This is a genomic window from Paraburkholderia sp. BCC1885 (assembly GCF_900996235.1).
GTDB lineage: Bacteria > Pseudomonadota > Gammaproteobacteria > Burkholderiales > Burkholderiaceae > Paraburkholderia.
Genome location: NZ_CAAJGM010000263.1, coordinates 182,544 through 205,739 on the forward strand (window position 1 = coordinate 182,544; position 23,196 = coordinate 205,739).

Sequence of the window (23,196 nt, forward strand, 5' to 3'; positions counted from 1 at the left end):
TAAGGTCTGTCGCGATCTTCGGATCGCACTCGCCGCGCTTCACGCACGCAGGCAATGCCCACGTTCGTGACCTCAGGAGTACTGCAATTGATAGAGTTTCCGCAATCGGAAATTTCGACCTGGGGTGGCGGGGTCGTTTTTCTCAACGTCCTTCTTACCCGCCTGGGCGTACCCATACCCGCTGTACCGGTCCTCCTGTTCGCCGGCTCCGCGATTGCCAGCGGAACGCTGTCGTTCTGGTACGTGTTGCCCGCGGCCGTGCTCGGCGCCTTGATCGGCGACGGCATCTGGTTTACTGCGGGACGCCTGTACGGCCAGCGGTTGATCAACGCGCTCTCGCGGCTCTCGATGTCCGCGGCCGGACATGTGCGCAGCGCCCGTTCGATGTTCGAGCGCTTCGGAGCGCCGATCGTCTCGGTGTCGAAATTCGTTCCTGGACTCGGTCTCGCCACCCCACCTTTGATGGGCACGACACGGGTCGACCCGCGCATCTTCCTCGCCTGGGACCTGTTAGGCGCATTAGTGTGGGCCACTTTCTGGCTGCTCGGCGGCGCCGTTTTTGAAAAGCAGCTTAGCCAGTTCATCCAGACCGTGCGCGCGCATGGCGCAACGGTGATCGACCTCGTGCTCGCCGTTTCGCTGCTTTATTTCCTCTATCGCTGTATCCAGCGTTGGCGTTTCAGGCGCTGGCTGAAGCGGGTCCAGATTACCCGGGAACAGCTCGAAGCAACGCTGCGCACCGAATCGCCGCCCATCATTCTGGACGCACGTCCCGAGTCCGCGCTGCAGGACGCGACGCATCGGATTCCCGGCGCGCAGCGGCTTGATGCCACCTCGCAAGCGGATATCGAGGAAGCGCTGCCGCAGCGCAATCGAGTGGTGTATTGCGTCTGTCACGACGAAGCTACGGCCATGCGAATCACGCAGCAGATGCGCCGCAAAGGGTTTACGCGGATTCGCGCGCTAAAAGGCGGACTCGACGCGTGGGCGCGCCGCGGCTATGCCTTTGACCCGTTCCCGTCACCCGCAAGGGCCGCCGCCCTCGCAGCGCGCGTCAAAAGCCTGCGCGCCGAGACCGAAGCGGTCACATTGCGCGGGGTCGCGCCCAGACATGGTGCATCCGGCGAGAAACGGTAGCGACCCTGGTTGTAATTTGTCATTTTCCTGTGGTACAAAGAAGTGCCGCGTCTTGCCGGTCTTGGCAAAGCGGCACTAACACAACACGTCTTTTTTGGAAAAATCAGGAAAATGGCAACAGGTACAGTGAAGTGGTTTAACGATGCAAAGGGCTTTGGTTTCATTACGCCGGACGGCGGCGGTGAAGACCTGTTCGCGCATTTTTCTGAAGTCCAGGGAAGTGGCTTCAAATCGCTGCAAGAAAACCAGAAGGTCAGCTTCGAAGTGAAGCAAGGCCCGAAGGGTAAGCAAGCGGCCAACATTACGCCGCTGTAAAACGCCGGAACTCAGGTTCCCGCAAACACATTGGCCCGCCTTGGCGGGCCAATGTCGTTTCTGGCGGCCGATTCATTCGGCCAATTCATGCGGCCCGGGCCTCTTGGCCCGAGCCTTGGGCCGATCCGTTACGCGGCGGCGCCCGGCGCTGCCGTTTTGGCAACGGCTTTTCGAACGTAAGCGCGCTTGGCCGTCGGGGCCTTGCTCGCAGCAGTCTTGCTGGCGGCTGCTTTCTTTGCAGTGACTTTCTTTGCAGTGACTTTCTTTGCCGCAACCTTCTTCGCGGCGGTTTTCTTTGTCGCAATCTTTCGACTTGCAGCGGTCTTCGTCGCCGTCTTTTTAGCAACGACTTTCTTCGCCGCGGCTTTCCTGCCAGTTGCTTTCTTTGCCGCAGCCTTACCGCTTGCCGTCGTTTTCTTGCTAACGCCGCTGCCGTTCAGCGCAACTGCCGCAGCGCCATCAATCAGAAAACGCGTGCGGTCTTTAACGTCTTTGATCCATGCAGGCGGGCGCGCATGACCGCTCCACGTTGCACCCGTTTTAGGATCGCGGTACTTGGGCGGCATCTTGCCTTTAGCGCCGGTCGCAAGTTTGGCCGAGCCGTTTGAAAGACGACGCCCACCAAACTTCGCATCGCGTCTTGCCTTTGCGCGTGCCTCGATATCGGCGGTGGTCAGTCCATGTTTGATCATCAGTTCGCGGATCTGATCGACGGCTGCCTGAGCACGTTTGGCAAGCAAGGTTTCTGCTTGCGCCTGGAGTTTCTTCATACGCGCCTGAATTTGTTCGAGCGTGGCCATTAATGCCTCCTTATGTGTGGACAATGCTCGAACTATGCCATGAGCCCATCACAAAGCGCTATGGTTTCGCGTGTAACGAAGTAAGACACAAGGCGCTTCAATGCGCTTAAGCGGGATCTTTAGATGCGCTTAAGGTGACCTTGAATTGAATCGTCATGCGTGCCTCGATCTATCAAACGTCAATTGAATCAAACACTAAAGCGCGCTTGTAGTGCTTATGTGACGGCCTTGCGCAAAAACGCTATCGCATGCGAACGGCCCGCAAAAGGTCGTCGCTAAATGTTTGAAGATCATCCTGCGGACGTCCTTGATGACTCGCGCTCATGGGGCTGATTACTGTTTCATTAATACAACTGACTATGTGACGGCTTGTGTCCGCAAAGGCAATTGAGGCCGCCAACTTCTCCCGATGGAGTCGCGCCAAAGCCCTCGTCGAGGTACCGGCTTCACACGCTATGGCTTCCAAAAAGCGGCTCCATCCAGTCCCGCGACCGACCCGTGGCACAAATAATGCTGACGAGTGCGGGACAAGTACAACATAACTGCGTCCGACGCCCGCCGTGGCGCGCGAACGCAGACGCAAACCACAAGGAACGACCGTGCCAACCGAACCGTTCGAGCCTGAACTCATCGTTGAAGACGTAGCGGGACGCTCCTGGGCAAGGCGGCTAGGACCGGGTCTCGTCAAAGGCGCGGCCGCCGACGACCCGAGCGGTATCGCAACCTACTCGCAAGCGGGCGCGCAATTTGGTTTTGGTCTGTTATGGACCGTCGTACTCACCTATCCGTTGATGGTGGCAATTCAATCGATCAGCTCGCGCATGGGGAGAGTGACCGGCAGTGGGCTAACTGCCAATCTGCGGCGCCATTACCCTTCGCAGGTTCTTTACGCCGCCGTCATGATCCTGCTGATCGCCAACACGATCAACATTGCCGCGGACCTGGCCGCCATGGGTGCGGCCGTGCAACTTGTGATTGGCGGTCCGGTGCAGATTTACATCGTGCTGCTAGGCACCGTTTCGCTGTTGCTGCAGGTCTTCGTTCCGTATGAGCGTTACGCGCGCTACTTCAAATGGTTGCCGCTCGCCCTGCTCGCCTATGTGGCAATTCCATTTGTCGTGCCGATGCACTGGAAAGCCGTCGGCCTCGGTCTCGTCAAGCCGCCCATACCGTTCGCCGGCCACTTTCTGATCACCGTGGTCGCCGTGCTGGGGACTACCATCAGCCCTTATTTGTTCTTCTGGCACGCGTCGCAAGAGGTCGATGAGATTCGCTCGGAGCCGTCGCAAGCGCCTTTATTGCGCGAACCGCAACAGGCAGGCGGACAATTGCGCCGCATTAACATTGACACGTGGGCCGGCATGGCGATGTCGAACGGGGTAGCGTTCTTCATCATTCTTGCGACTGCGGCGACTTTGCATGTGCATCATACGGGCCTCGCCACATTCGCCGACGCCGCGAGCGCGCTTAAGCCCGTCGCGGGTCCATTCGCTTTTCTGCTGTTCAGTCTCGCCGTGATCGGCACCGGCTTTCTGGCTCTTCCGGTGCTGGCCGGGTCTGCTGCTTATGCGGCCGCCGGCGCGATGGACTGGCGCAATCGCGTGGCCTTGCAGGTCAACGTCACCAAGCAGTTTTACGTGGTGATCGCGGTGGCGATTTTCGGCGGCGTCACGCTTACCTTTGCGCATTTCGATCCCATCGACGCCTTATATTGGGCCGCCGTCGTCAATGGTCTCGCAGCCGTGCCGATCATGGTGCTGGTAATGCTCATGTCGACACGCCGTGAAATCATGGGCGATTTCGTCGTAACAGGCGCATTGCGCTGGGTGGGTTGGATCGCGACCGCCATCATGGCGCTCGCGGCCTTGGGCATGTTCTGGCCGGCGTAAAACGCCACGCCTAACCGCCACGCCTAACGCCATGCCTGACGCGTCATGTGTGAGAGTCCGGATCCGCCGCAGCGTCTTCAGCGACAAAAGTTTGATTGCGGCCGCGCCGTTTGGCTTCATAAAGCGCGCGATCTGCAGCCGCCACCAGACTGGCTGCGTCAAAATCCGGACGCGGCTGCCGGGCGGCGACGCCAAGGCTCACCGTCACCACGCCCATATCGCTGGCGTGGTGCGGCACCTGCAGTCCTTCAACCGCCTGGCGTATGCGCTCCGCCACCACGAGCGCGCCGGCGCTGTCGGTCTCCCTGAGGATCAAGGCAAATTCCTCGCCGCCATAGCGCGCCACGATATCCGTCGGACGCCGCGCCGATAGCGCGATGGTCTGTGCAATCGTGCGCAGGCAGTCGTCGCCCCGTTGATGACCGTAGTGATCGTTATAGCTTTTGTATGCGTCGATATCGATCATCACGACTGCCGTCACGGCGGAACCCCCGCTTTGTGCGAGTTGCGTCCACTGGTTTTCCAGTTCGAGGTCGAAATAACGCCGGTTGTAGAGTCCCGTCAGGCCATCGCGAAACGCCAGGCCCTGCAGTTCCAGGCGCTCGTCGGCCAGACGCTGCTCAGCCGTTTTGCGCGCCGTGATGTCGCGCGTCGTCGCGGTAAGCGCTTCCGGCTGCCCCGAAAACGGATCGATCACGGGGCGAAGGTAAGTTTCGAGCCACAGGATCTGACCGTCCGGCCGCCGGTAGCGATTGACCTGGGAGACTTCGCTCGCGCCGATCGCGACGTTTTCGATGGCGGCGGCCAATGCATCGCGATCGTCGGCAATCACCAGATCGGGCAGATACGCGCCGATCACATCATCCGGATTGCGTCGCATGACGGTTTGAGCACGCGGCGAAACATAGGTCAGCGTGCCCTCAAGCGTCATGCTCATGACGATGTCCGTCGCATTCTCCGCGAGAATCCGGTAACGCCGCTCACCCTCGCGCAGAAGTCCGACAAGCAGTCCACGCGACACCTGGGTCGCACTGATCGGCAACGCAATGCTCAAGGCAGCCAGCAAAAAAAGCTGTAGCGAGAAAATACGCGCTTCCATATTCGGATACGGAAACATCCACAACGGTCCGACGCCGCGCATGGTGCACACCACCGCAATGGCGAGGCATAACAGCAGTCCCATCATGACACCTGCCAGGTCCGCCTGAAACGCCAGCAGCACGATTGGCAACAGTGCCCAATAAAGCAGTGGAAATTGGCTTTGTGCAAAGACACCGGTTGAGACCGCGCATACCAGCAGCAGCAGACCGACGTTTTTCAAGCGCCGGTCCGCGCGCAAAAGATCCGCGGCTTCGCCATTCCAGATCACGATCGCGGCGGGCGTGAAGATCACGAGACTCAGCGCATCCGAGACGATCCAGTTGGCAAGATCGGGCAACAGATGGCCGATCAATTGGCCACGCAGCAAAGCAGTAGCAACGAGTCCAGATAAAACCGGTGCGACGGCCACGCTGCCGGACAAAAATCTTACCAGCGCCTTGGGACGCAGCAGTTCCGAAACGGTGCTCACACGCGGCGCAAAGCTGAATGCGACCAGCACTTCAAGCGTGTCGGCCAGCGAGTAGGAGAGCGACACCGCCAGCGTTTCGCCAAACAGATTGGCCACCACGTTGCCGGCAATGCCACCCGCCAGCACCCAGTAGCGTTGCCTCGGCGCCGCGACCATCATCTGGCCGAGCAGCACCGCATTTGCCAGCCAGATGGCCGCGATTTCGCCCGCCATGTTCTTGAGTGCGCCGCTCAACATGCAGGCGAGCATCGTCACCACGAATGCCAGTAGCACACTTGTGCGGGTCGATAGATTGCGCGGCAAACGCGCCGCACCCGGAAATGCTTGCGACTCTCCGACTGGTCCTTCGGACGGCTTCCCCATACGCTCGCTCTCAGTTCTTCTTCTCGGCGTCGGCTCGCGCGGCACGGAAAAGCCTTCCTCGCCGCACGGCCAATACCTCGTTCTTCAAGACGACTTGATGCTTCGTCCTCGTGGGCTGAGTGTATCGATACTGGGACGAATCAGGGAAGCGATGTTCTTCGCAAAACGTGCAGAACACCGCATAAAACAAGAGGTTTTATTCGGATCGATCGCTTGCGGCGACCTGAACGACGGTGCATGTTTGGATCGTGAGTGAGATGCCACGGTGCAAGGCTTGCCGGTTGCAGCGTGCCGTTCAGGTCACTCGTTAGGTGACCTTATGCATTGCGGGTAGAGCGCGCTCCATGAAATGCGGCAGCGCTTCAGGTTTCCTGTTGGCATCTCAGTGTCCGCTGATCAGCCGTTCCGGTGACGACGCCGAAGGCTCGAGATTGCGTTCGGTCGACCACACTTCATGTTGCAGCCAGTCGCGAAACAGGGCGAGTTGCGGCAGATCGCCCTGCTCCGGGCGCGTCACCAGCCAGTACGACTGATGGCCGTCGACATGCACGTTCAGCACCTGCACGAGTTCACCGGTTGCCAGTTCGCGGGCGATCATATGACGGTCGGCAATCGTGATGCCGAGACCGTCGACGGCGGCGCGAATCGCCAGATCGAGCAGATCGAATTCGTAGCCGCCGCTGGTATCCACACCGACGATCCCGGCCGCTTTCAGCCAGTGCTGCCACGTGAGGTAGCGCTGATCGTCGCTTGCGAGAACATGCAGCAGGGTGAACTGATTCAGGTCGATATCCTGCTGTCCCGAATGACGCGCGAGCAACGCCGGCGAGCAGACGGCCACGTGCCGTTCGCTCATCAGCAAACGGTTGTCGAAACCTTCCCACTCGCCATCGCCAAAGCGGATCGCGCAATCGAGCACGCCCGATTCGGCAAGCTTGTCCTCGACGCGCGTCGACAGGCTCAGTTCGAGTTCCGGATGCGCGTCACGCAGACGTGTGAGACGCGGCATCAGCCAGCGGCTGGTGAAAGTGGGCGGCGCGTTGATGCGCAGGCGGTTCAGATGGGTCTTTTCCTGAATGCTGCGCACGGTCAGTTCGATCTTGTCGAACGACTGCTGCAAGGCTTGCAGCAGCAGGCGGCCGGCCGCCGAGAGTTCGAGATGGTGATGACGGCGTTGCAGCAAAGCCTCGCCGAGTTGTTCTTCCAGCTGACGCACCTGCCGGCTAACCGCACTTTGCGTGACGTTGAGCAGCTCGGCGGCGCGGGTGAAGCTGCCGGTGCGGCCAGCTACTTCAAAGGCTTTAAGCGCGTTGAGCGCGGGCATTTTTCGTTTCAAGGGCGTCTCTGATCGGATGCGGCAAACCGGACGGACATTTTACGCGTTCGTCGTCAAAGGCCTTCTGGTTGATCTTCCGCGACGGCGTTTGATTTATTCACACGAATGCGCGCGAAATTTCAACGCCGGAGCGCATCGCCACCATTGCCGCAATTGAAATAGTAGTCACGGCCCGTATGCGTCATCCAAATGACACAGGCCCGCCAGATAAGGCGCAAGCCTACAATGCACATACAAAGGGTCCGAAAGACACATATTCGTCACGAAGTCGACACATTGATGAACCAGCATGAAACGTTGACGCGACTACCTTTGGGACCACGCCATGCCGGAACTTTCGTACCCGCAGACGACCACCACCAATGCCCGAAGCCGCGGCATTGGTCTGATGATCTTTCTCGCTGTAATCGCTCTCGGTGCGGTGTACTGTGCCGTGCATCTGGTGAGTGATCTGCAGTCCGTACAATCCCTCAGTTTTCTGCCTTATCTGTTGCTTGGGGTCGCGTTGCTGATCGCGCTCGGCTTCGAGTTCGTCAATGGCTTTCACGACACCGCGAATGCCGTCGCAACGGTGATCTACACGCACTCCCTCTCGCCCAATCTCGCGGTGATGTGGTCCGGCACGTGGAACTTCCTCGGCGTGCTGACTTCGAGCGGCGCGGTGGCGTTCGGCGTGCTGCAACTTCTGCCGGTCGAACTGATTCTGCAGGTCGGCAACAGCGCCGGCTTCGCAATGGTGTTCGCCCTGCTGATCGCGGCCATCATCTGGAATCTCGGCACGTGGTACTTCGGCTTGCCGTCGTCGAGTTCGCACACGCTGGTGGGTTCGATCATCGGCGTGGGCTTGATGAATCAACTGGTGCACGGCGCGAGCGGCACCAGCGGCGTGGACTGGAATCAGGCGCTGGGCGTCGGCAAATCGCTGGTGTTCTCGCCGATCGTCGGCTTCCTGCTTTCGGGCTTGCTGCTGCTCGTGCTGAAAGCAGTGGTTCGTGTGCCGGCGCTATATGCCGAACCGAAGGGCAGCGAGCCGCCGCCGTTCTGGATCCGCTGCCTGCTGATCCTGACCTGCACGGGCGTTTCGTTCGCACACGGTTCAAATGACGGCCAGAAGGGTATGGGCCTCATCATGCTGATCCTGATCGGCACCGTGCCCACGGCCTATGCGTTGAACAAGGCGGTGACACCCGGCGAAACCCAGACCTTCGTTGCGGTCGCGGAGCAGGCATCGGCGACGTTCGGCAGGTACACCAATGGCGCACCGCCGTCGGCGCATCCGCGTGCCGATGTCGAGGCTTATGTGCGGACCCGTCAGCTGTCGCCCGAGACGCTGCCCGCGCTCCAGCAACTGACCGATCAGATCGGCAAGCAGGTCGGCGCGTCGGGCTCGCTGGCGAGCGTGCCGCAAGACATCGTCGATAACGTGCGCAACAACATGTATGTCGCCTCCGAGGCGATCCGTCTGATCGACAAGTCCAGGCAACCGGCCTTCAGCCCGCAAGACGGCAAGTCGATCGACAACTTCAAGTCGCAGGTCGATCACGCCACCAAATTCATCCCGACGTGGGTCAAGGTCGCGGTGGCCATCGCATTGGGGCTGGGGACGATGGTCGGCTGGAAGCGCATTGTCGTGACGGTCGGCGAGAAAATCGGCAAGCAACATCTGACCTATGGGCAGGGCGCCTCGGCGGAACTGGTGGCGATGCTGACGATCGGCGCGGCCGACGCCTACGGCCTGCCGGTATCGACGACGCACGTGTTGTCGTCCGGCGTGGCGGGTACGATGGCCGCCAACGGTTCCGGCTTGCAGTGGAGCACGGTGCGCAGCCTGCTGATGGCCTGGGTGCTGACGCTGCCGGTTTCGATTGCGCTGGCAGCGGGCCTGTATTGGCTGTTCCTGCACGTGTTTTAAGGGCGCTGCCTGCCGTCTGTCAGGCGGCAAGCAGTCGCCGCCTCAGCCGCCAGCAGGCGCGGCCCATAAAAAAGCGCGGCCCGCGAGCCGCGCTTTTTCATTGCCTCAGATCCCGCAATCGCCCGGATCCTTCAATAAATCTCCGGCACGATCATGCTCGCCGGCACCGGCTGACGGATGTACTCGTTGTTGTAGACGCGCTCGGGCAGCGTAATCACCGGATGCTCGACCTCGTGATACGGCACCTGGCTCAGCAGATGGTGAATGCAGTTCAGCCGCGCGCGCTTCTTGTCGACGGCCTGCACCACCCACCACGGCGCCTCGGGAATATGCGAGCGCTGCAGCATCACTTCCTTCGCGTGCGTGTAGGCCTCCCAACGACGGCGGCTCTCGAGGTCCATTGGGCTCAGCTTCCACTGCTTGAGCGGGTCGTGGATACGCGTCTGGAAGCGGATTTCCTGCTCTTCATCCGTAATCGAAAACCAGTACTTCAGAATCTGTACGCCGCTGCGCGCCAGCATCTTTTCGAACTCCGGCACCGAGCGGAAAAACTCCTCGTACTCGTTGTCCGTGCAGAAGTTCATCACGCGCTCGACACCGGCGCGGTTGTACCAGCTACGGTCGAACAGCACCATTTCGCCGCCGGCCGGCAAATGCGACACATAGCGCTGGAAGTACCACTGCGTGCGTTCGCGGTTGTTAGGCGCCGGCAATGCCGCTACCCGGCACACGCGCGGATTCAGACGCTGCGTGATGCGTTTGATCGCGCCGCCCTTGCCCGCCGCATCGCGGCCTTCGAAGATCACCACGAGACGGTGGCCGGTGGCGACGATCCAGTCCTGCAGCTTGACCAACTCGCCCTGCAGACGGAACAGCTCGCGGAAGTAGCGCTTGCGGGCCTCGCGATGTTCGGCCGAGAAGGACGCGTCGCCGTCGCTGATGCGGTCGTCCACTTCCATTTCGAGCTCTTCGTCGTATGCGTCGATGAGATCCTCTTCAAAACGGCGTTGCCGTTCGACCATCGTGGCCATATCGGCTCTTGGATCCTGCTCTTTCATCGCGACTCTCCTGGAAACGGGAATGGTAAGCACACACGCCGGACGCAGCGGCGACCGCCCGATTATCGACGGTCGAGGTGTCACTGTTGTTACCGGGGCGCCATGGATACGGCTCGCGTCCGCCGGACCAGAACGCACATGACAGCCCGGTCTCACAAGCCATCATAGCGGGATTTACGCGCCGGGAAATTCGCCTGAGATGACGACGCGGCGACGCGGCGACGCGGCGGCTTCGCGAATCCGTCCGGGAGATTGCCTCGCAGAATCTGGCGTCGGGTGCGCCCGGCTCGAACGGATCGTCAAGGCTGCCCGTCACTCCATCTTGAAATTGCCTCCTTAGTCCCGCAATTAGGCTCCCATTCTGTCCGGAGCTTCGTCATGGGAAGCCGTCCCCGTTTTATCGATGACCTGTCGCGCGCCGCGTCCGAGCCCGAGTCCGATACGCCGGCCGGCGCCGCCGCGGCCGTCACCCCGTCCGCGCTGGACGACGACGTCCTGCTCGACGCCTACTCGCGCACCGTGATCGGCGCGCTGGAGCGGGTGCAGCAGGCAGTCGTGTTCATTGCCGTCGAGCACCGCACGCACGCCAATCCCCAAGGCCGTGGCACGCGCGGCGGCACCGGTTCGGGCTTCCTGTTCACGCCGGATGGCTACCTGTTGACCAACAGCCACGTCGTACACGGCGCCACGCAGATTCGCGTGACCCTCGCCGACGGCAGTCAGTTCGACGCCGATCTGGTCGGCGACGACCCCGGCAGCGATCTCGCCGTGCTGCGGATCGGCTCGGCCGAACCGCTGCCGCACGTCGAACTCGGCGAATCGGGACGAGTGCGCGTCGGTCAGATTGCGATTGCGGTCGGCAACCCGCTCGGTCTGCAGCAGACCGTCACCACCGGCGTGGTGTCCGCGCTCGGCCGCTCGTTGCGCTCGAACTCGGGGCGCATGATCTACGACGTGATCCAGACCGACGCGGCCCTGAATCCGGGCAATTCGGGCGGTCCGCTGATCAATTCCGCGGGCCAGGTGATTGGCGTGAACACCGCGATCATCCCCGGCGCCCAGGCCATCTGCTTTGCCACGGCTATCGATACCGCCAAATGGGTCATCATGCAGATCTTCGCGCATGGGCGGGTAAGGCGCGCGTATATCGGCGTGGCGGGCACCACCACGCCGCTGTCACGGCGCGTGCAGCGCTATTTCGGCCTGAGCTCGCAGACCGGCGTGCGCGTGATGGAGATCGTCAAGGGCAGCCCGGCCGCGCTCGGCGGACTGCGCACGGACGACACGATCGTCGCCATCGATGCCTTGGCCGTCGATGGCGTCGACAGCCTGCAGCGCGTGCTCGATGCGTCGCGGATCGATCGTCCGGTCATAGTGGCCGTGCTGCGCGGCGCGCAACGGGTCGAATTGACACTGACGCCGGTTGAACAGGCCGGTTGAAAAAAACCGCAGAAACCCAGCAGTGTCACGGCGATTTTCTATACTGAGGGAACCGACCCTCGGATTGCGGTAACCATGGGAGAGACCGAATTGCCAGGCAACTATCAGGTGCGAGTCACGCGCGACCCCGCCGGCCAGGATGAGGCGGGCGTGCCGCGTATCGCCAGAGCGCCCGCACGGGTGGAGATCGCCGCTTCGCGGCGCGAACTGGTGTTTGCCGATTACGACGCCTTGCAGCAGTTTATCGACGCCTGCATCAAGGCTCGTGAGGAGGCGTTCGGCGTGACATCCAACCCGGGGGTCTCCGAGGCCGACAAGGAGGCGTGGGCGCGCTTCTTCGGGCGGTTTACGGAGTTGTAAGCGCGAGCGCGGCGCGCTTGCCAATTTGCTTGCCGACTCGCCTGCCGCGAAATATTACGGTGCAGGCGTCACGCACATCACAGCGCCCGCACCGCTACGACTTCTTCAAGCCCTCACTGAACCACTCGCGTCACACCGCGGCCGCGCGGATCGGCTACGGGCTCGGGTGTATCGCCATCCACCTTGATTGCCTGGATGTCGCCGCTGAAATCCTGGCCCTTCAACGTATAACCCTTCGCCTCGATCTGCTGCGCGAGTTCGCCGTCGATCGGCTTGTACGGCTCCCAGAAAATCGTGTTCGGCGGCAACAACTGATGGTGGAAGCGCATCGCGGCCACCGCGTCGGGCAACGGCATGTTGAAATCGTAGACGTTGTTGATGACCTGGAAGATCGACGTAAAGATGCGCGATCCGCCCGGCGTGCCGATCACCAGCGACACCTTGCCGTCCTTCGTCAGAATGGTCGGCGTCATCGACGAAAGGGGCCGCTTGCTCGGCGCGATCGCGTTTGCATCGCTGCCCACCACGCCGAACATGTTCGCCACGCCCGGCTTGGCCGAGAAGTCGTCCATTTCATCGTTGAGCACGATGCCCGTGCCGTCCACCACCACGCCCGAACCGAAGTAACCGTTGATGGTGTACGTGTTCGAGACCGCGTTACCCCACTTGTCGATCACCGAGAAATGCGTGGTCTCGGCCTTCTCCGGCATCGAGGTGCCGAGCCCCGGCTGCACGCTCCTGGTATCCGACGGCGCGTTCGGATTGACGTCCGCCGCGCGCTTGGCGAGGTAGCCGTCGTCGATCAGTTGCGCGATCGGCACCTTGTAGAAATCCGGATCGCCCAGGTACTGCGCGCGGTCGGCGAACACACGCTTTTCGATTTCCGCGATCAGATGCACGTACTGCGCGGAATTGAGCGGGACGTCCTTGAAGTCAGGCGCGATGTCCGCTTTCATCTTCAGCAATTGCACGAGGCCGATGCCGCCCGAGCTCGGCGGCGGCGCGGTGATCACGTGATAGCCGTTCCAGTCCGCCTCCACCGGCTGACGCCACACGGCCTTATAGTCGTGCAGATCCTGCTTCGTGATCAGACCGTGTCCGCGCATCGAAGCCGCGATCAGGTCGGCTGTCTTGCCGTCGTAGAAGTCTTTGGCGCCGTCGTTGGCAATCCGCGTCAGGACCGCCGCGAGATCGGGCTGCTTGAAGTTGACACCCTGCTTCAGATTGCCGAAGTAGGTATCGAAGTTGGTCTTGCCCGCGAAATCTTTAGCGGAGGCATCGCGGCGCTCCTGCAATTGCTGGCTGACTTCGAAGCCGTCAGTGGCGTACTTGATGGCCGGTGCCAGCACCTGCTTCCACTTCAGCTTGCCGAACCGGCGTTGCGCTTCCCACATGCCTTCAACCGTGCCCGGCACGCCTACTGCGCGATAACCGAACAGGCTCATGCCCTTGACGACCTCGCCTTTGTCGTCGAGATACATATTGCGTGTCGCGGACAGCGGCGCCTTCTCGCGATAGTCGAGGAAGTAAGGTTTGCCGTTCACATAAAGCGTCATGAAACCGCCGCCGCCAATATTGCCGGCTTCCGGATACGTCACGGCAAGCGTGAAGGCAATCGCGACGGCAGCATCCACGGCGTTGCCGCCTTCCCTGAAAATCTGCTCAGCAGCGTCCGCACTGAACTTGTCCGCCACCGCAATGGCCGAGGCGTTGAGGACGGCGGGTTGAGCGGCAGTCTTCGCATACGCGGGCGCGGTTTCGACGAAACCGCTGGACACCGCCACGAGTGCTGCGACAGCAACCGCGCTTGCGGACAACTTTAGTTTGTGCAATGACATTGACTCTCCTCCAGGACCATTCTTAGCGGTGAAGAAAACAACTGCTTTTCGCTTATAGCATGCGAATCGGTGTTTTGCGAAGCGGCCGGCGGCAGTCCTAAATGGCTGCGGATCTGCTCCCGCGCAGCGAATTCACGCGGCCTGAAATGGCTACGTGCTTCGCGGGCGACTCATAGCGCCTCATAAGCGCCGCCTAAATCGCTTCCTAAGCGCGCCCGCGGCCGCCCCTGGCGATTTCATCGCCGCTGCCCTGCGGCAAGCGTGCGGTCACCGGAATCGAGCCCAGTGAGAACATCCCCACCACCAGAAACGCGGGCCAGAAATCGGACCATACAATCGACGAATGCCCCTGCAGATGATGCGAAATCTGCAGGACGAGACCGCCTATCGTCACGCCCAGTCCCAGCGAAATCTGCTGGATCACGCTGGCGACGCTGGTGGCGCGGCCAATATCGCGGCTGGGGATATCCGCATAAGCGAGCGTGTTTAACGACGTAAATTGCAGAGACGGAAAGAAGCCGCCGAACAGTACGATGCACCAGATCGCCCAATGCGGCATGCCGGGAAAAAACATTCCGTAGATGGCGATAGCCAGACCCGCGAAGCACGCATTGACCATCAACACCTTGCGGAATCCGAAGCGCCCGAGCACCCGCGAGGCCACCGTCTTCATGAAGATCGAGCCGAAGGCCGACGCACAGGTGATCGAGCCCGACACGAAGGCCGTCATGCCGAGCCCTTCCTGCAATGCCAGCGGCAGCAGGAAAGGCACGGCGCCCAGACCGATGCGAAATAGCGAACCGCCCAGCACGCTCGCGTGAAAGCTCGGGATGCGCAGCAGCCGCAGATCGAGCACGGGCAATTCGACCCGGCTCGCATACAGCCAATAAATCGCCAGCAAGGCCGCGCCGAGCACCGTCATGCCGAGCGACAGCCTGTTCGACACCAGTTCCCCGCCGATCAGCGACATGCCGAGCATAAACAGCGAAGCCCCGCCGGCCGACAGCACGAAGCCGGCCCAATCGAGCCGCCCTGGATGCTCCTCATGCATGTTCGCGATGTGCCGGTTGGCCAGCCAGATGCCGAGCACGCCAATCGGGATGTTGATGAAGAAAATCAGCCGCCAGTGCAGGTAGGTCGTGATGAAGCCGCCGAGCGGCGGCCCAAGCACCGGCCCGAGCAAGGCCGGCACCGTGAGATAGTTGACCGCGCGAATAAATTGCGACTTCGGCAACGAGCGGAAAATGATGATGCGTCCCACCGGCACCATCAGCGCGCCGCCAAGGCCTTGCACGAAGCGGGCAAACACAAACGTGCCGAGCGAGGTGGACGCCGCGCACATCAGCGAGCCGGCCATGAAAATGCCGATGGCCGTGCGAAATACCGTGCGCGAGCCGAATCGGTCGGCCACCCAGCCGCAGATAGGAATGAACACGCCGAGACCGATCACATAACTCGTGATAGCCAGCTTGAGGGTGATGGGACTCTGACCGAGATCGCGCGCCAGAACGGGCAGCGACGTCACGATGACGGTACCGTCCACGTTTTCCATGAACATCGCACACGCGACGATCAACGGGACGATGAATGTACCGAGAGCAAGAGGCATTGGCAGGACGACGGATGGCAAAGCCGTCGGCAGAAAGCCTCGATTATGGCATCGACGCGGCAACAGATGTTGTCAGATTGGCTTAAAGCGGCAGCATCAAGTGCTGCCCGAGAGGTGGCCTGTCTGCGCAAATGTATGCCTGGACTTACGCAGACAGGCCGTGTGGATGCTCGACTCTCGACGCGCGGTGCTTACGGAAAACAGGCAGGTGCGTCGCGTCGATCATCGCATTCAGCCGGCGAGGTCCGCCGGCAACTTTCCGCCATTCGCGGCCAGGGCGGCCATGACCTGCTTGTGCAACCAGATGTTCATGCTGGCGGAATCGTTCATGTCGCCGCTGTATTTCAGTTCCGTGGCGAGTTGCTTGCGATGGTCGAGACTGCTGTCGATGCCAAGGGCCTTCATCGTATCGACAATCGAAACGCGCCAGTTCAGGGTCTGTCCGCTTTCGCTCACGAACTGGTCGAGGATGGCGGCGACGTCCACATCCGCCAGCGGCGCGGGCGCCGGTGCAGCGGCGGGCGCGGCGGCTTGCGCTGCCGCTTGCGCGACGGCGGGATCCGGCGTGGGCTCCACTGCGGGGGGCGCCTGGTCCGGTTTCGCTTTGCCGAACAACTTGTTCACAATCGTGCCAAAAATACTCATATCGAAACCTCCAAGGGGTAAATGGCGAGCGGCAAGACCACCGCTGCGCAGTGCATGCTTTCAGTATGCTAGGAGAAATTTACCCGGCGCACGCGGCCAATTGGTCAAGAAAGGTCAAGGTTTCGATGAATGTCCGGCAAGCACTGAGGATGGCGTTTAAGGCTTGGTTTTTAAACGTTTTGCGTAGTGTTGTGCGATTGTTGTGCGATTTGCGCGCCGCCGTGTCGAGGCTTTGGCGACACGCATGCTGATATGCACGCAAGAAAATCTTTGCTCGGGCAAGGCTTGATATTTAGTTAGTTTTACCAGGCAATTTGCGGCGACTGCGACATGCGCGCGTCGCAGCCGCCGCATGTGCCGTCACAACGGCACATGCGCATCACATCAGGAGCAAAAGCGGGGAATCAGCGCGGTGCGGTGACCAGCGGCTGCAACTGCGGCAGGATCTCGGCGCGGGCGCGCACGACATCGTTCGGGAAGTCGATTTCGATCCACGGCGAGCCGGTCACGTCTGCCGTATCGAACACCTGGCTGCGTTCCAGCAACAGGTCGCGCACGGCTTCTTCGTGCGGCAGGTTCGAACGGCCACTATCGATGTAGCCCGCCACGATCTGCGCGAAGCGCTGCGCGGTTTCCTCGCGGAAGCGGAAGAAGCCAACCGATTCGCCGATCGTGTCGTATTCGAGGTTCACGGCGAGCTGCTTGCGCAGTTCGACCGGCACGCCGTCTTTCAGGCACAGCTTGACGGGCTCGTCGCCCGCCTCGAAATCGCGGTCGATCAGCAGGCGGTTAGCCGTCTCGCCGGCCACCAGCGCGTTCAGGATGCGCTCGTCGTACAGCACGTCGGCGTCCATCAGCAGGATGTCGCCGCCGCGCGTCAGCGCATCGGCCACGGTGTGCACCGTCAGCACGCTGCCCAGGTCGAAACGCGGGTTGATCACAATCTCAACCGGGTGCGGCCAGTTGATGCGTTTCAGCTCGGCTTCGACCAGCCCAGGCTGAAAACCGAGCGCCAGTACGACGTCCGTGACGCCGGCAGTTTCGAGCATCTGCAGATGCCGTTCGAGCAGGCTCACGCCGTCGAATTGCAGCAGACACTTCGGAAACTGTTCCCCCGGCGGGAGCTGGAGTCGCAGGCCAAGGCCCGCAGCGAGAATAATGGCACGCATGCGTGGTCCCTTTCTAAAAAGTAGGGTTAATCGACAGCCGGCACACGCGTCGCGCGCCGACGCTGCCAGTTTCTTTCACTGAAATGCAGGTACAACAGGCCCGGCAGGCCGAGCAGAAGCTCGCGGGCGCGTTTGGCGAGCGAAAGCGCCAGCGCGGCATCCGGAGGCAGGCCGACGAGCGGCGCGAGCAGCAGATAGCCGCCCTCCTGCACGCCGAGCGAGCCGGGAATCGCAAACGCCGCGCCGCGAATCGCCTGACCGAGGCTTTCGAGCAGCAACGCGTCGATCCAGCCGACCGGATGGCCGAGAAAGCGCAGCGCGAGCCACACCTCCCCCGTGCCGACGATCCAGCCCGCGAGGCTCAGCGCAAAATTCGCCAACACCCGCCCGCGCTCGCGGTAAAGCGCCTGCACGGCGCCGTCGACGGCATCGGCACGCATGGTCAGGACAGACCAGTCGCGCTTGCCGAATACCTTCGAGACCACCCGCAGGAGCCGCCCGAACAGACCGCGCCGCTGGGCGAAGAAGAACAGGACGATCATGCCGGCGAGTATAGCGGTGGCAATAAAAGTGGCGGTGCGCAGGTCGTGCAGCGAGCCTTGCGCCGCGTAAGCGCCGAACAGCAGCAGGCCAAGCACCGCAAAGACGATCTGCGCGAGCGCCTGCATCGTCGTGCTGACCGTAATTGCGGCCGCCGCGTCGCGCATGCGCATGCCGCGCTGCGAGAGCTGCCGCACGATCACCACCGGACCGCCGATCTGACCGGCCGGCAACAGGCTGTTGACCGATTCGCCCACCCAGCGCGCCAGCAAGGCGTCATGGGCGGCGACCTTGTCACGGCGCCGGTCGATCAGCACCGCAATGGCCGCCGAATCCAGCACCAGCGGCACCACATGGAATGCGGCCACGAGCGCAAGGCCCCAGCCGGCGGTCATCAGCGTGGAGGTGACCGAGCCGAGTCCCTGCCAGGCGAGCAGCGCGACGAACAGCGCAACGCCGATCGACAGCAGGATCATGGCCGCGCGAGTCATTTGCGGGCCCCTTTGCCCTGGGTCATCTGACGGAACACCTGGCGAAAGCCGAAATATGCGATCGCGTCTTTCATGTTCGAGATGAAACGGCGCCACGGGCGCATGTTCGGATCGGTGACGTATTCGAACGTCAGCGAGACGCGAAATTCGTTGGCGCCGGCGGGCGTGACGCGGTGACGCAGCTTGTCGCCGTCGAAAAACACCAGCCCGCCGGGCGGGATCTGCACGGAGCCGGGTACGTCGGCGACGTCCGGGTTGCGGGTATGCAACTCGTAGTCGAGACGGCACGACGAGTCATCGATCACGCCAAGCAGCAGCGTATAGCGGCGGCCGTCGTAGTACGACGTGTCGTAATGCCAGCCGATATGGTCACCGGGACGCGTGTAGTAGTACAGCGCGTAAGCGTGCGGGTCGTCGGGCGGGGACAGCATCAGTTTGTCGCCGCTCAACCGCTCCAGCCAGCCGATCAGCTCTTTCGAGCGATACAGCTCGGCAATGAACGGCGCGAGACGGTCGATCGTATGACGGCTCACGCTGCCGCCCTGCTTGTGTCCCGGCAGATAGTTGCGATTCACCTCGTCGAGCAGCGCGCGGGCGCTATGCACGAGTTGCGCGGTGACTTCGGGCGCGAGGAAATCCTCCATGTAGAGGAAGGCGCCCTGCCCGGCAAAGTCTTTGGCAAGGCGCGCCACGTCGAATTCACGCGTGCGGGCGGCCACGGCACGGTCGGCCTCGGGGGCGGGACCTGGCGCCTCTGCGGGCGCTGGCGCGGCGGATAAGGGGTCGGACGAGGCTTGAGCCATCAAATCATCTTCGGCCTGCGTACTCATGGACTAACCTGCATGGGACTGGTTTCGGCGGCCGGCAGCGCCGTGCGGCGCTGCGCCCGGCGGAAGTCCACGATCACCCAAAGGGCAAAGAGCGGCGCGCCGATCGACGCGGTCACCACAAACGGTGCGACGATGCCGGCCAGGGTGACGATAGGCAGCAGATAGAGCACGTCCTCGGTCTCGAAACCTGCCACGGAGGCCTGTTTGGTGCCCGCCTTGCCTTCCATGTCCTCGATCCGCATGCGCAGGAAGAAGATCACCGCGACCGCGACGCCAGCGAGGCCGCCGAGGAGCACACCCGGCACGACCCGGTCGCCCAGATGCGCGGCGCCCATGCCGAGTCCCATACCCACGAACAGCGAGATCGTTACGATGGCATCGCACGCCAGGTCGTAAAAATGACCGATCCGGCTTGACTTGCCGCTGATGCGCGCGAGCTCGCCATCGGTATGGTCGACGAAGTTCGACAGGACGATCAGCAGCGCCCCCGCATTGGACCAGGCAAATCCGCCGCGAGCCAGACACAGCGCGCCTGCGAGGCCGATCAGGAGGCGCAGTGTAGTGAGCTGATTGGGTGTCACAAACGTGTCCACGAGCGGCGTCACAAGGCGGCGAGCGAGCCTTGCGTCCCATGTTTTCGGGACCGGAACGTTTTTTAAAGATGATGGTCGAGAATTCATAACCCGGAAATATATACGGTTACGGGAATCCTTGCTGTTTTCCGAGCTAATTTCCCCGTCAATCCTTGACAGAAACCGTGTGAAGCAAAAATCTTCGAACGTTGGTAAAGTGCGTGTCCAGTTACGGCGTAACGCCGTGTAACAGGATCTGCACACTGGCGTCGAGGGCATCTGCCGCGCCCATCTTTTTGTCCAACTCCGTTGCGAACTTGCCACTGCGCTCGCGTGACCTGAAGCTTATGAAGCACGTTTTTTCGTCCGTTCTCCTCGCCCTCTGCGCGGCGGCTGTGCCGCTCGCCTGCCACGCGGCCGCGCTCGATGCTCCGCTTGCCTGCAACGAGTCCGGCCACCAGTTCATCGCGGATCTCGCCGAACAGCAATTGATCGAGCCCACGCCGATGCGCGTCGAAAGCAATTCGATCAACGCATTCCGCCCCGCCAAGGGTGCAGATCTGAGCGCCTTCGGCTTCCACGTATTCGCCGTGGTCGGCTTCGAGAAGGACGATCCGATGTTCCGCACCGGCGACGGCGAACCGCTCGCCAATTCGGCCTACGGCGCCGTGGTGTTCGGCAGCGATTCGAGCGTGCAGGACGCCGTCACCCAGGCCGGCAGCGCGGCGATCGTGCATCACGTCGGGCCGCATATCACCGCGATTTTCTGCAAGCGGAACTGACGCAGCCCGGTGCGAGCCGCCCCGAACGGCAGCGGTTCACCCAGGCTGGCCGCTGACCGCGCGCGATTTGGGTTTGAGTCTGGATAGCGCGAGCCCGCCACCACGCCCATACCTGGTCTCAGTTAGGCCGGCGAAAGCCGTTTTCAACCCAGGCGGCAGCGCTCGCCCTGGCTAACTTGAAGTTGGGCGCCACCTTCACCTGCGCAAGCTGCTCGCCGAAAGCGTCGAAAGCCGTCAATAGCGCGTAGGGGTCGTCCTCGCTCGGCACGATGTCGAGCGTGATCTGCAGTTCGCCGTCGCCCGAGGGCGAATCCACCGCCACGCGTTTGTGCAGTTGCGCGTGCAGTTGCTGCTCGTGACGGCGCAGCACTTCCGATGCGGTCTTCACCAGTGTGTTGAAAGCGCCCGTATCGAGAGGCTTCGGATTCTTCTTGTCGCGGCCCATGGTCCACGGACCGACCAGGGCGGGCTCCGGCTCGCCGTCCTTGATCATTTCCACCGCCCAGCCGTCGTCGTCCTCGTTCTTGATGACACGCGCGGTCCAGCCGTCGTCGCGCCACAAACGCGGGTCGTGCTGGACTTCGGGCGCCTCGGGGAGGTCTTCCGTCGCACGGTCGGCAGCGGAATCGGGCGGAGGAAGGGGGGTATCGGTCATTACAGGTCGCTCAGGTCGGGACAGCTTCATCAGCACAAGGGCTGGATTCTACCCGCCCCGGCAGCGCCAGGGTACGGCCTACGCCGAACGGCCAGGACCGGAGATTATTGCGGTTCCTAGAAAAATATTTTTCGCAATCAGTTGGAACTTATAATCAAACTTAATACAGAATAAAAAAACGCGGCCCGAAGGCCGCGTATAAACAGATGAAAAAAAGACACCCTTGGTCAAGGGGCAGACGAATTGTAAAGCCAGTAACCTCAAGTAATCACAACGCGCTTCGGAATAGTCTCTTTCGCAAATCCGAACAATATAAGACCGCTTGTTACATTTGTAATTCGTAAGGCGCTCAGCCGCGCCGGACGGGCGTCGCGCAGGTGCAACACGAAAAAGGTTGACAGCGTCTTCAGGCATTTTCCGCCATCCATAAAATCGCTTTATTTACTTGCACTTAGGAAAATAAATTCCGGCATTCCTGATTCAGGAAAGTACTGTTGCGCGGGATGACGCCAATCAATTCATCAGGGGGAATACACTTCGCTCGAATCCTCAGGCGGCCAGTGGCATCGGCATTAAGTCCTGCAAGGTGATTCTCTACAGACTGTCTCGGAGTTTATAAAGCATGAAAAAAACCCTCATCATCGCGGGCGTCATGGGCGCGTTCGCCATCAATGCTCACGCACAAAGCAGCGTCACGCTGTACGGCACGCTGGACGCAGGTCTCGTCTATTCGAACAACCAGGGCGGCCACAATAACTGGCAGCAAGGTAGCGGCTCGGTGTCGGATACGTACTTCGGCCTGCGCGGCAGCGAAGACCTCGGCGGCGGTCTGCATGCCATCTTCACGTTGGAAAGCGGCTTCAACATCAATAGCGGCAAGTTCACCGAAAGCAACACGCTGTTCAACCGCCAGGCTTTCGTCGGCCTGCAGAGCGACCAGTACGGTACGGTGACTCTGGGCCGTCAGTATGACTCCGTGGTCGACTATCTCGGCCCGCTGTCGCAAGCCGGTTCGGGCTACGGCAACAACCTCGCCGCTCACCCGTTCGACAACGACAACCTCGACAATTCGTACTCGATCAAGAACGCGGTCAAGTACCAGAGCGCGAACTACTCGGGCTTCCGTTTCGGCGGCCTGTATGGCTTCAGCAATGACGCTGGCGGCTTCGCGAACAACCGTGCATACAGTGCGGGCGCTTCGTACACCAACGGTCCGTTCAACGTTGCAGCTGCTTACCTGCAACTGAACAACTCGCTGAACAACGCGAACACGGGCGGCGCGGTTTCGGCTGGCGACGGCAACAACGCCAACCTGACGGCAGCCCTGCAGCGCACGTATGGCGTGGGCGCGAACTACTCCTACGGTCCGGCTACGGTTGGCCTGCTGTGGACGCATACGCAGGACAACAACCTGATCGCCGGTTCGCAGGGCGGCGTGGGCTTCACGGTTCCGACGGGTACGAATCTGCACCTCGACAACTATGAAATCAACGGCAAGTACGCTCTGACGCCGGCTCTGAGCCTGAATGGCGCGTACACGTTCACGGACGGCAAGGCAACGGGCGGCACGACTTCGGGCGATCCGAAGTGGCATACCGTTTCGCTGCAAGCCGACTACTCGCTCAGCAAGCGCACCGACGTTTACGTGGAAGGCGTGTACCAGCACGCTTCGGGTGAACTCGGCGATGGCAGCGCGAACGTCGCGATGATCAACACGCTGGCTCCGTCGTCGACGGGCAACCAGGTGGCAGCGACGGTGGGTCTGCGTCACCGCTTCTAAAGAAGCTGCGGGGCCGGATCGCACGATCCGGTCTGTCGACAACGCGCGCGTGACAGTGTCACGCGCGCGTTTTTTTATGCGCCGATTTTTATGCGCAAATCGTCT

The 23,196-nt window shown here is 61.5% G+C and carries 20 protein-coding genes; 8 read left to right on the forward strand and 12 right to left on the reverse strand.

Annotated elements, in window-relative coordinates; translation table 11 throughout:
• Window positions 1-54: 54 nt before the first annotated feature.
• Window positions 55-1,137: a VTT domain-containing protein gene (locus tag FQ755_RS34335; protein ID WP_260859013.1), complete on the forward strand. Its 1,083-nt coding sequence runs from the start codon at window positions 55-57 to the stop codon at window positions 1,135-1,137.
• Between the two features lie 111 nt (window positions 1,138-1,248).
• Window positions 1,249-1,452 carry a cold-shock protein gene (locus FQ755_RS34340; protein WP_074266324.1) on the forward strand — a complete coding sequence of 68 codons (204 nt, stop codon included), beginning with the start codon at window positions 1,249-1,251 and terminating at the stop codon, window positions 1,450-1,452.
• Between the two features lie 128 nt (window positions 1,453-1,580).
• On the opposite strand, the gene FQ755_RS34345 is transcribed toward FQ755_RS34340, so the two are convergent.
• Entirely contained in the window at window positions 1,581-2,252 is a 672-nt protein-coding gene (locus FQ755_RS34345) for an H-NS histone family protein (protein ID WP_144162015.1), read from the reverse strand.
• Window positions 2,253-2,851: 599 nt separating this feature from the next.
• Here FQ755_RS34345 and FQ755_RS34350 point away from each other — a divergent pair.
• Window positions 2,852-4,141, forward strand: coding sequence for an Nramp family divalent metal transporter (locus FQ755_RS34350; protein ID WP_144162018.1), 1,290 nt, complete (start codon window positions 2,852-2,854; stop codon window positions 4,139-4,141).
• A gap of 43 nt (window positions 4,142-4,184) precedes the next feature.
• Here FQ755_RS34350 and FQ755_RS34355 read toward each other — a convergent pair whose 3' ends face one another.
• The gene (locus tag FQ755_RS34355) at window positions 4,185-6,074 is read right to left on the reverse strand and encodes a GGDEF domain-containing protein (protein ID WP_144162021.1); all 1,890 of its coding nucleotides are present in this window, start codon (window positions 6,072-6,074) and stop codon (window positions 4,185-4,187) included.
• A gap of 382 nt (window positions 6,075-6,456) precedes the next feature.
• Window positions 6,457-7,398: a LysR substrate-binding domain-containing protein gene (locus FQ755_RS34360; protein ID WP_144162024.1), complete on the reverse strand. Its 942-nt coding sequence runs from the start codon at window positions 7,396-7,398 to the stop codon at window positions 6,457-6,459.
• Between the two features lie 337 nt (window positions 7,399-7,735).
• Here FQ755_RS34360 and FQ755_RS34365 point away from each other — a divergent pair, with 337 nt between their 5' ends.
• Window positions 7,736-9,322, forward strand: a complete 1,587-nt coding sequence (locus tag FQ755_RS34365; protein ID WP_144162027.1) for an inorganic phosphate transporter — start codon at window positions 7,736-7,738, stop codon at window positions 9,320-9,322.
• A 131-nt stretch (window positions 9,323-9,453) separates the two neighbouring features.
• Here FQ755_RS34365 and ppk2 read toward each other — a convergent pair whose 3' ends face one another.
• Entirely contained in the window at window positions 9,454-10,380 is a 927-nt protein-coding gene (ppk2, locus tag FQ755_RS34370) for a polyphosphate kinase 2 (RefSeq protein WP_144162030.1), read from the reverse strand.
• A 378-nt stretch (window positions 10,381-10,758) separates the two neighbouring features.
• Between ppk2 and FQ755_RS34375 the strand changes: the two genes are divergently transcribed.
• Both FQ755_RS34375 and FQ755_RS34380 read left to right on the forward strand, forming a co-directional pair.
• Window positions 10,759-11,820, forward strand: coding sequence for a S1C family serine protease (locus tag FQ755_RS34375; RefSeq protein WP_144162033.1), 1,062 nt, complete (start codon window positions 10,759-10,761; stop codon window positions 11,818-11,820).
• A 75-nt stretch (window positions 11,821-11,895) separates the two neighbouring features.
• Complete coding sequence (locus tag FQ755_RS34380; RefSeq protein WP_144162036.1) at window positions 11,896-12,180, forward strand: hypothetical protein; 285 nt, start codon at window positions 11,896-11,898, stop codon at window positions 12,178-12,180.
• Between the two features lie 113 nt (window positions 12,181-12,293).
• Here the strand turns inward: FQ755_RS34380 and ggt are convergent, their stop codons facing one another.
• From ggt to FQ755_RS34415, 7 genes are all read right to left on the reverse strand, one after another.
• Window positions 12,294-14,018: a gamma-glutamyltransferase gene (gene ggt / locus FQ755_RS34385; protein WP_144162039.1), complete on the reverse strand. Its 1,725-nt coding sequence runs from the start codon at window positions 14,016-14,018 to the stop codon at window positions 12,294-12,296.
• 205 nt (window positions 14,019-14,223) lie between these two features.
• Complete coding sequence (locus FQ755_RS34390; protein ID WP_144162042.1) at window positions 14,224-15,627, reverse strand: MFS transporter; 1,404 nt, start codon at window positions 15,625-15,627, stop codon at window positions 14,224-14,226.
• A 231-nt stretch (window positions 15,628-15,858) separates the two neighbouring features.
• Window positions 15,859-16,272: a DUF3597 domain-containing protein gene (locus tag FQ755_RS34395; protein WP_144162045.1), complete on the reverse strand. Its 414-nt coding sequence runs from the start codon at window positions 16,270-16,272 to the stop codon at window positions 15,859-15,861.
• 404 nt (window positions 16,273-16,676) lie between these two features.
• Entirely contained in the window at window positions 16,677-17,441 is a 765-nt protein-coding gene (locus tag FQ755_RS34400) for an NTP transferase domain-containing protein (protein WP_144162047.1), read from the reverse strand.
• A 26-nt stretch (window positions 17,442-17,467) separates the two neighbouring features.
• Entirely contained in the window at window positions 17,468-18,472 is a 1,005-nt protein-coding gene (locus FQ755_RS34405; protein ID WP_144162050.1) for a flippase-like domain-containing protein, read from the reverse strand.
• Window positions 18,469-19,302, reverse strand: coding sequence for a 2OG-Fe(II) oxygenase family protein (locus tag FQ755_RS34410; RefSeq protein ID WP_144162053.1), 834 nt, complete (start codon window positions 19,300-19,302; stop codon window positions 18,469-18,471). Before FQ755_RS34410 ends, FQ755_RS34405 begins: the two co-directional genes overlap by 4 nt.
• Entirely contained in the window at window positions 19,299-19,982 is a 684-nt protein-coding gene (locus tag FQ755_RS34415; protein WP_144162226.1) for a CDP-alcohol phosphatidyltransferase family protein, read from the reverse strand. The genes FQ755_RS34410 and FQ755_RS34415 overlap by 4 nt, the downstream gene beginning before the upstream one ends.
• A gap of 239 nt (window positions 19,983-20,221) precedes the next feature.
• Between FQ755_RS34415 and FQ755_RS34420 the strand changes: the two genes are divergently transcribed.
• On the forward strand, window positions 20,222-20,656 hold the full coding sequence (locus tag FQ755_RS34420) for a hypothetical protein (RefSeq protein WP_144162056.1): 435 nt from the start codon (window positions 20,222-20,224) through the stop codon (window positions 20,654-20,656).
• Window positions 20,657-20,774: 118 nt separating this feature from the next.
• Here FQ755_RS34420 and FQ755_RS34425 read toward each other — a convergent pair whose 3' ends face one another.
• Window positions 20,775-21,311: a hypothetical protein gene (locus FQ755_RS34425; RefSeq protein ID WP_144162059.1), complete on the reverse strand. Its 537-nt coding sequence runs from the start codon at window positions 21,309-21,311 to the stop codon at window positions 20,775-20,777.
• 622 nt (window positions 21,312-21,933) lie between these two features.
• Between FQ755_RS34425 and FQ755_RS34430 the strand changes: the two genes are divergently transcribed.
• A complete protein-coding gene (locus FQ755_RS34430; RefSeq protein WP_144162062.1) occupies window positions 21,934-23,091 on the forward strand; it encodes a porin in 1,158 nt (385 codons plus the stop codon).
• The last annotated feature ends 105 nt before the right edge of the window (window positions 23,092-23,196 follow it).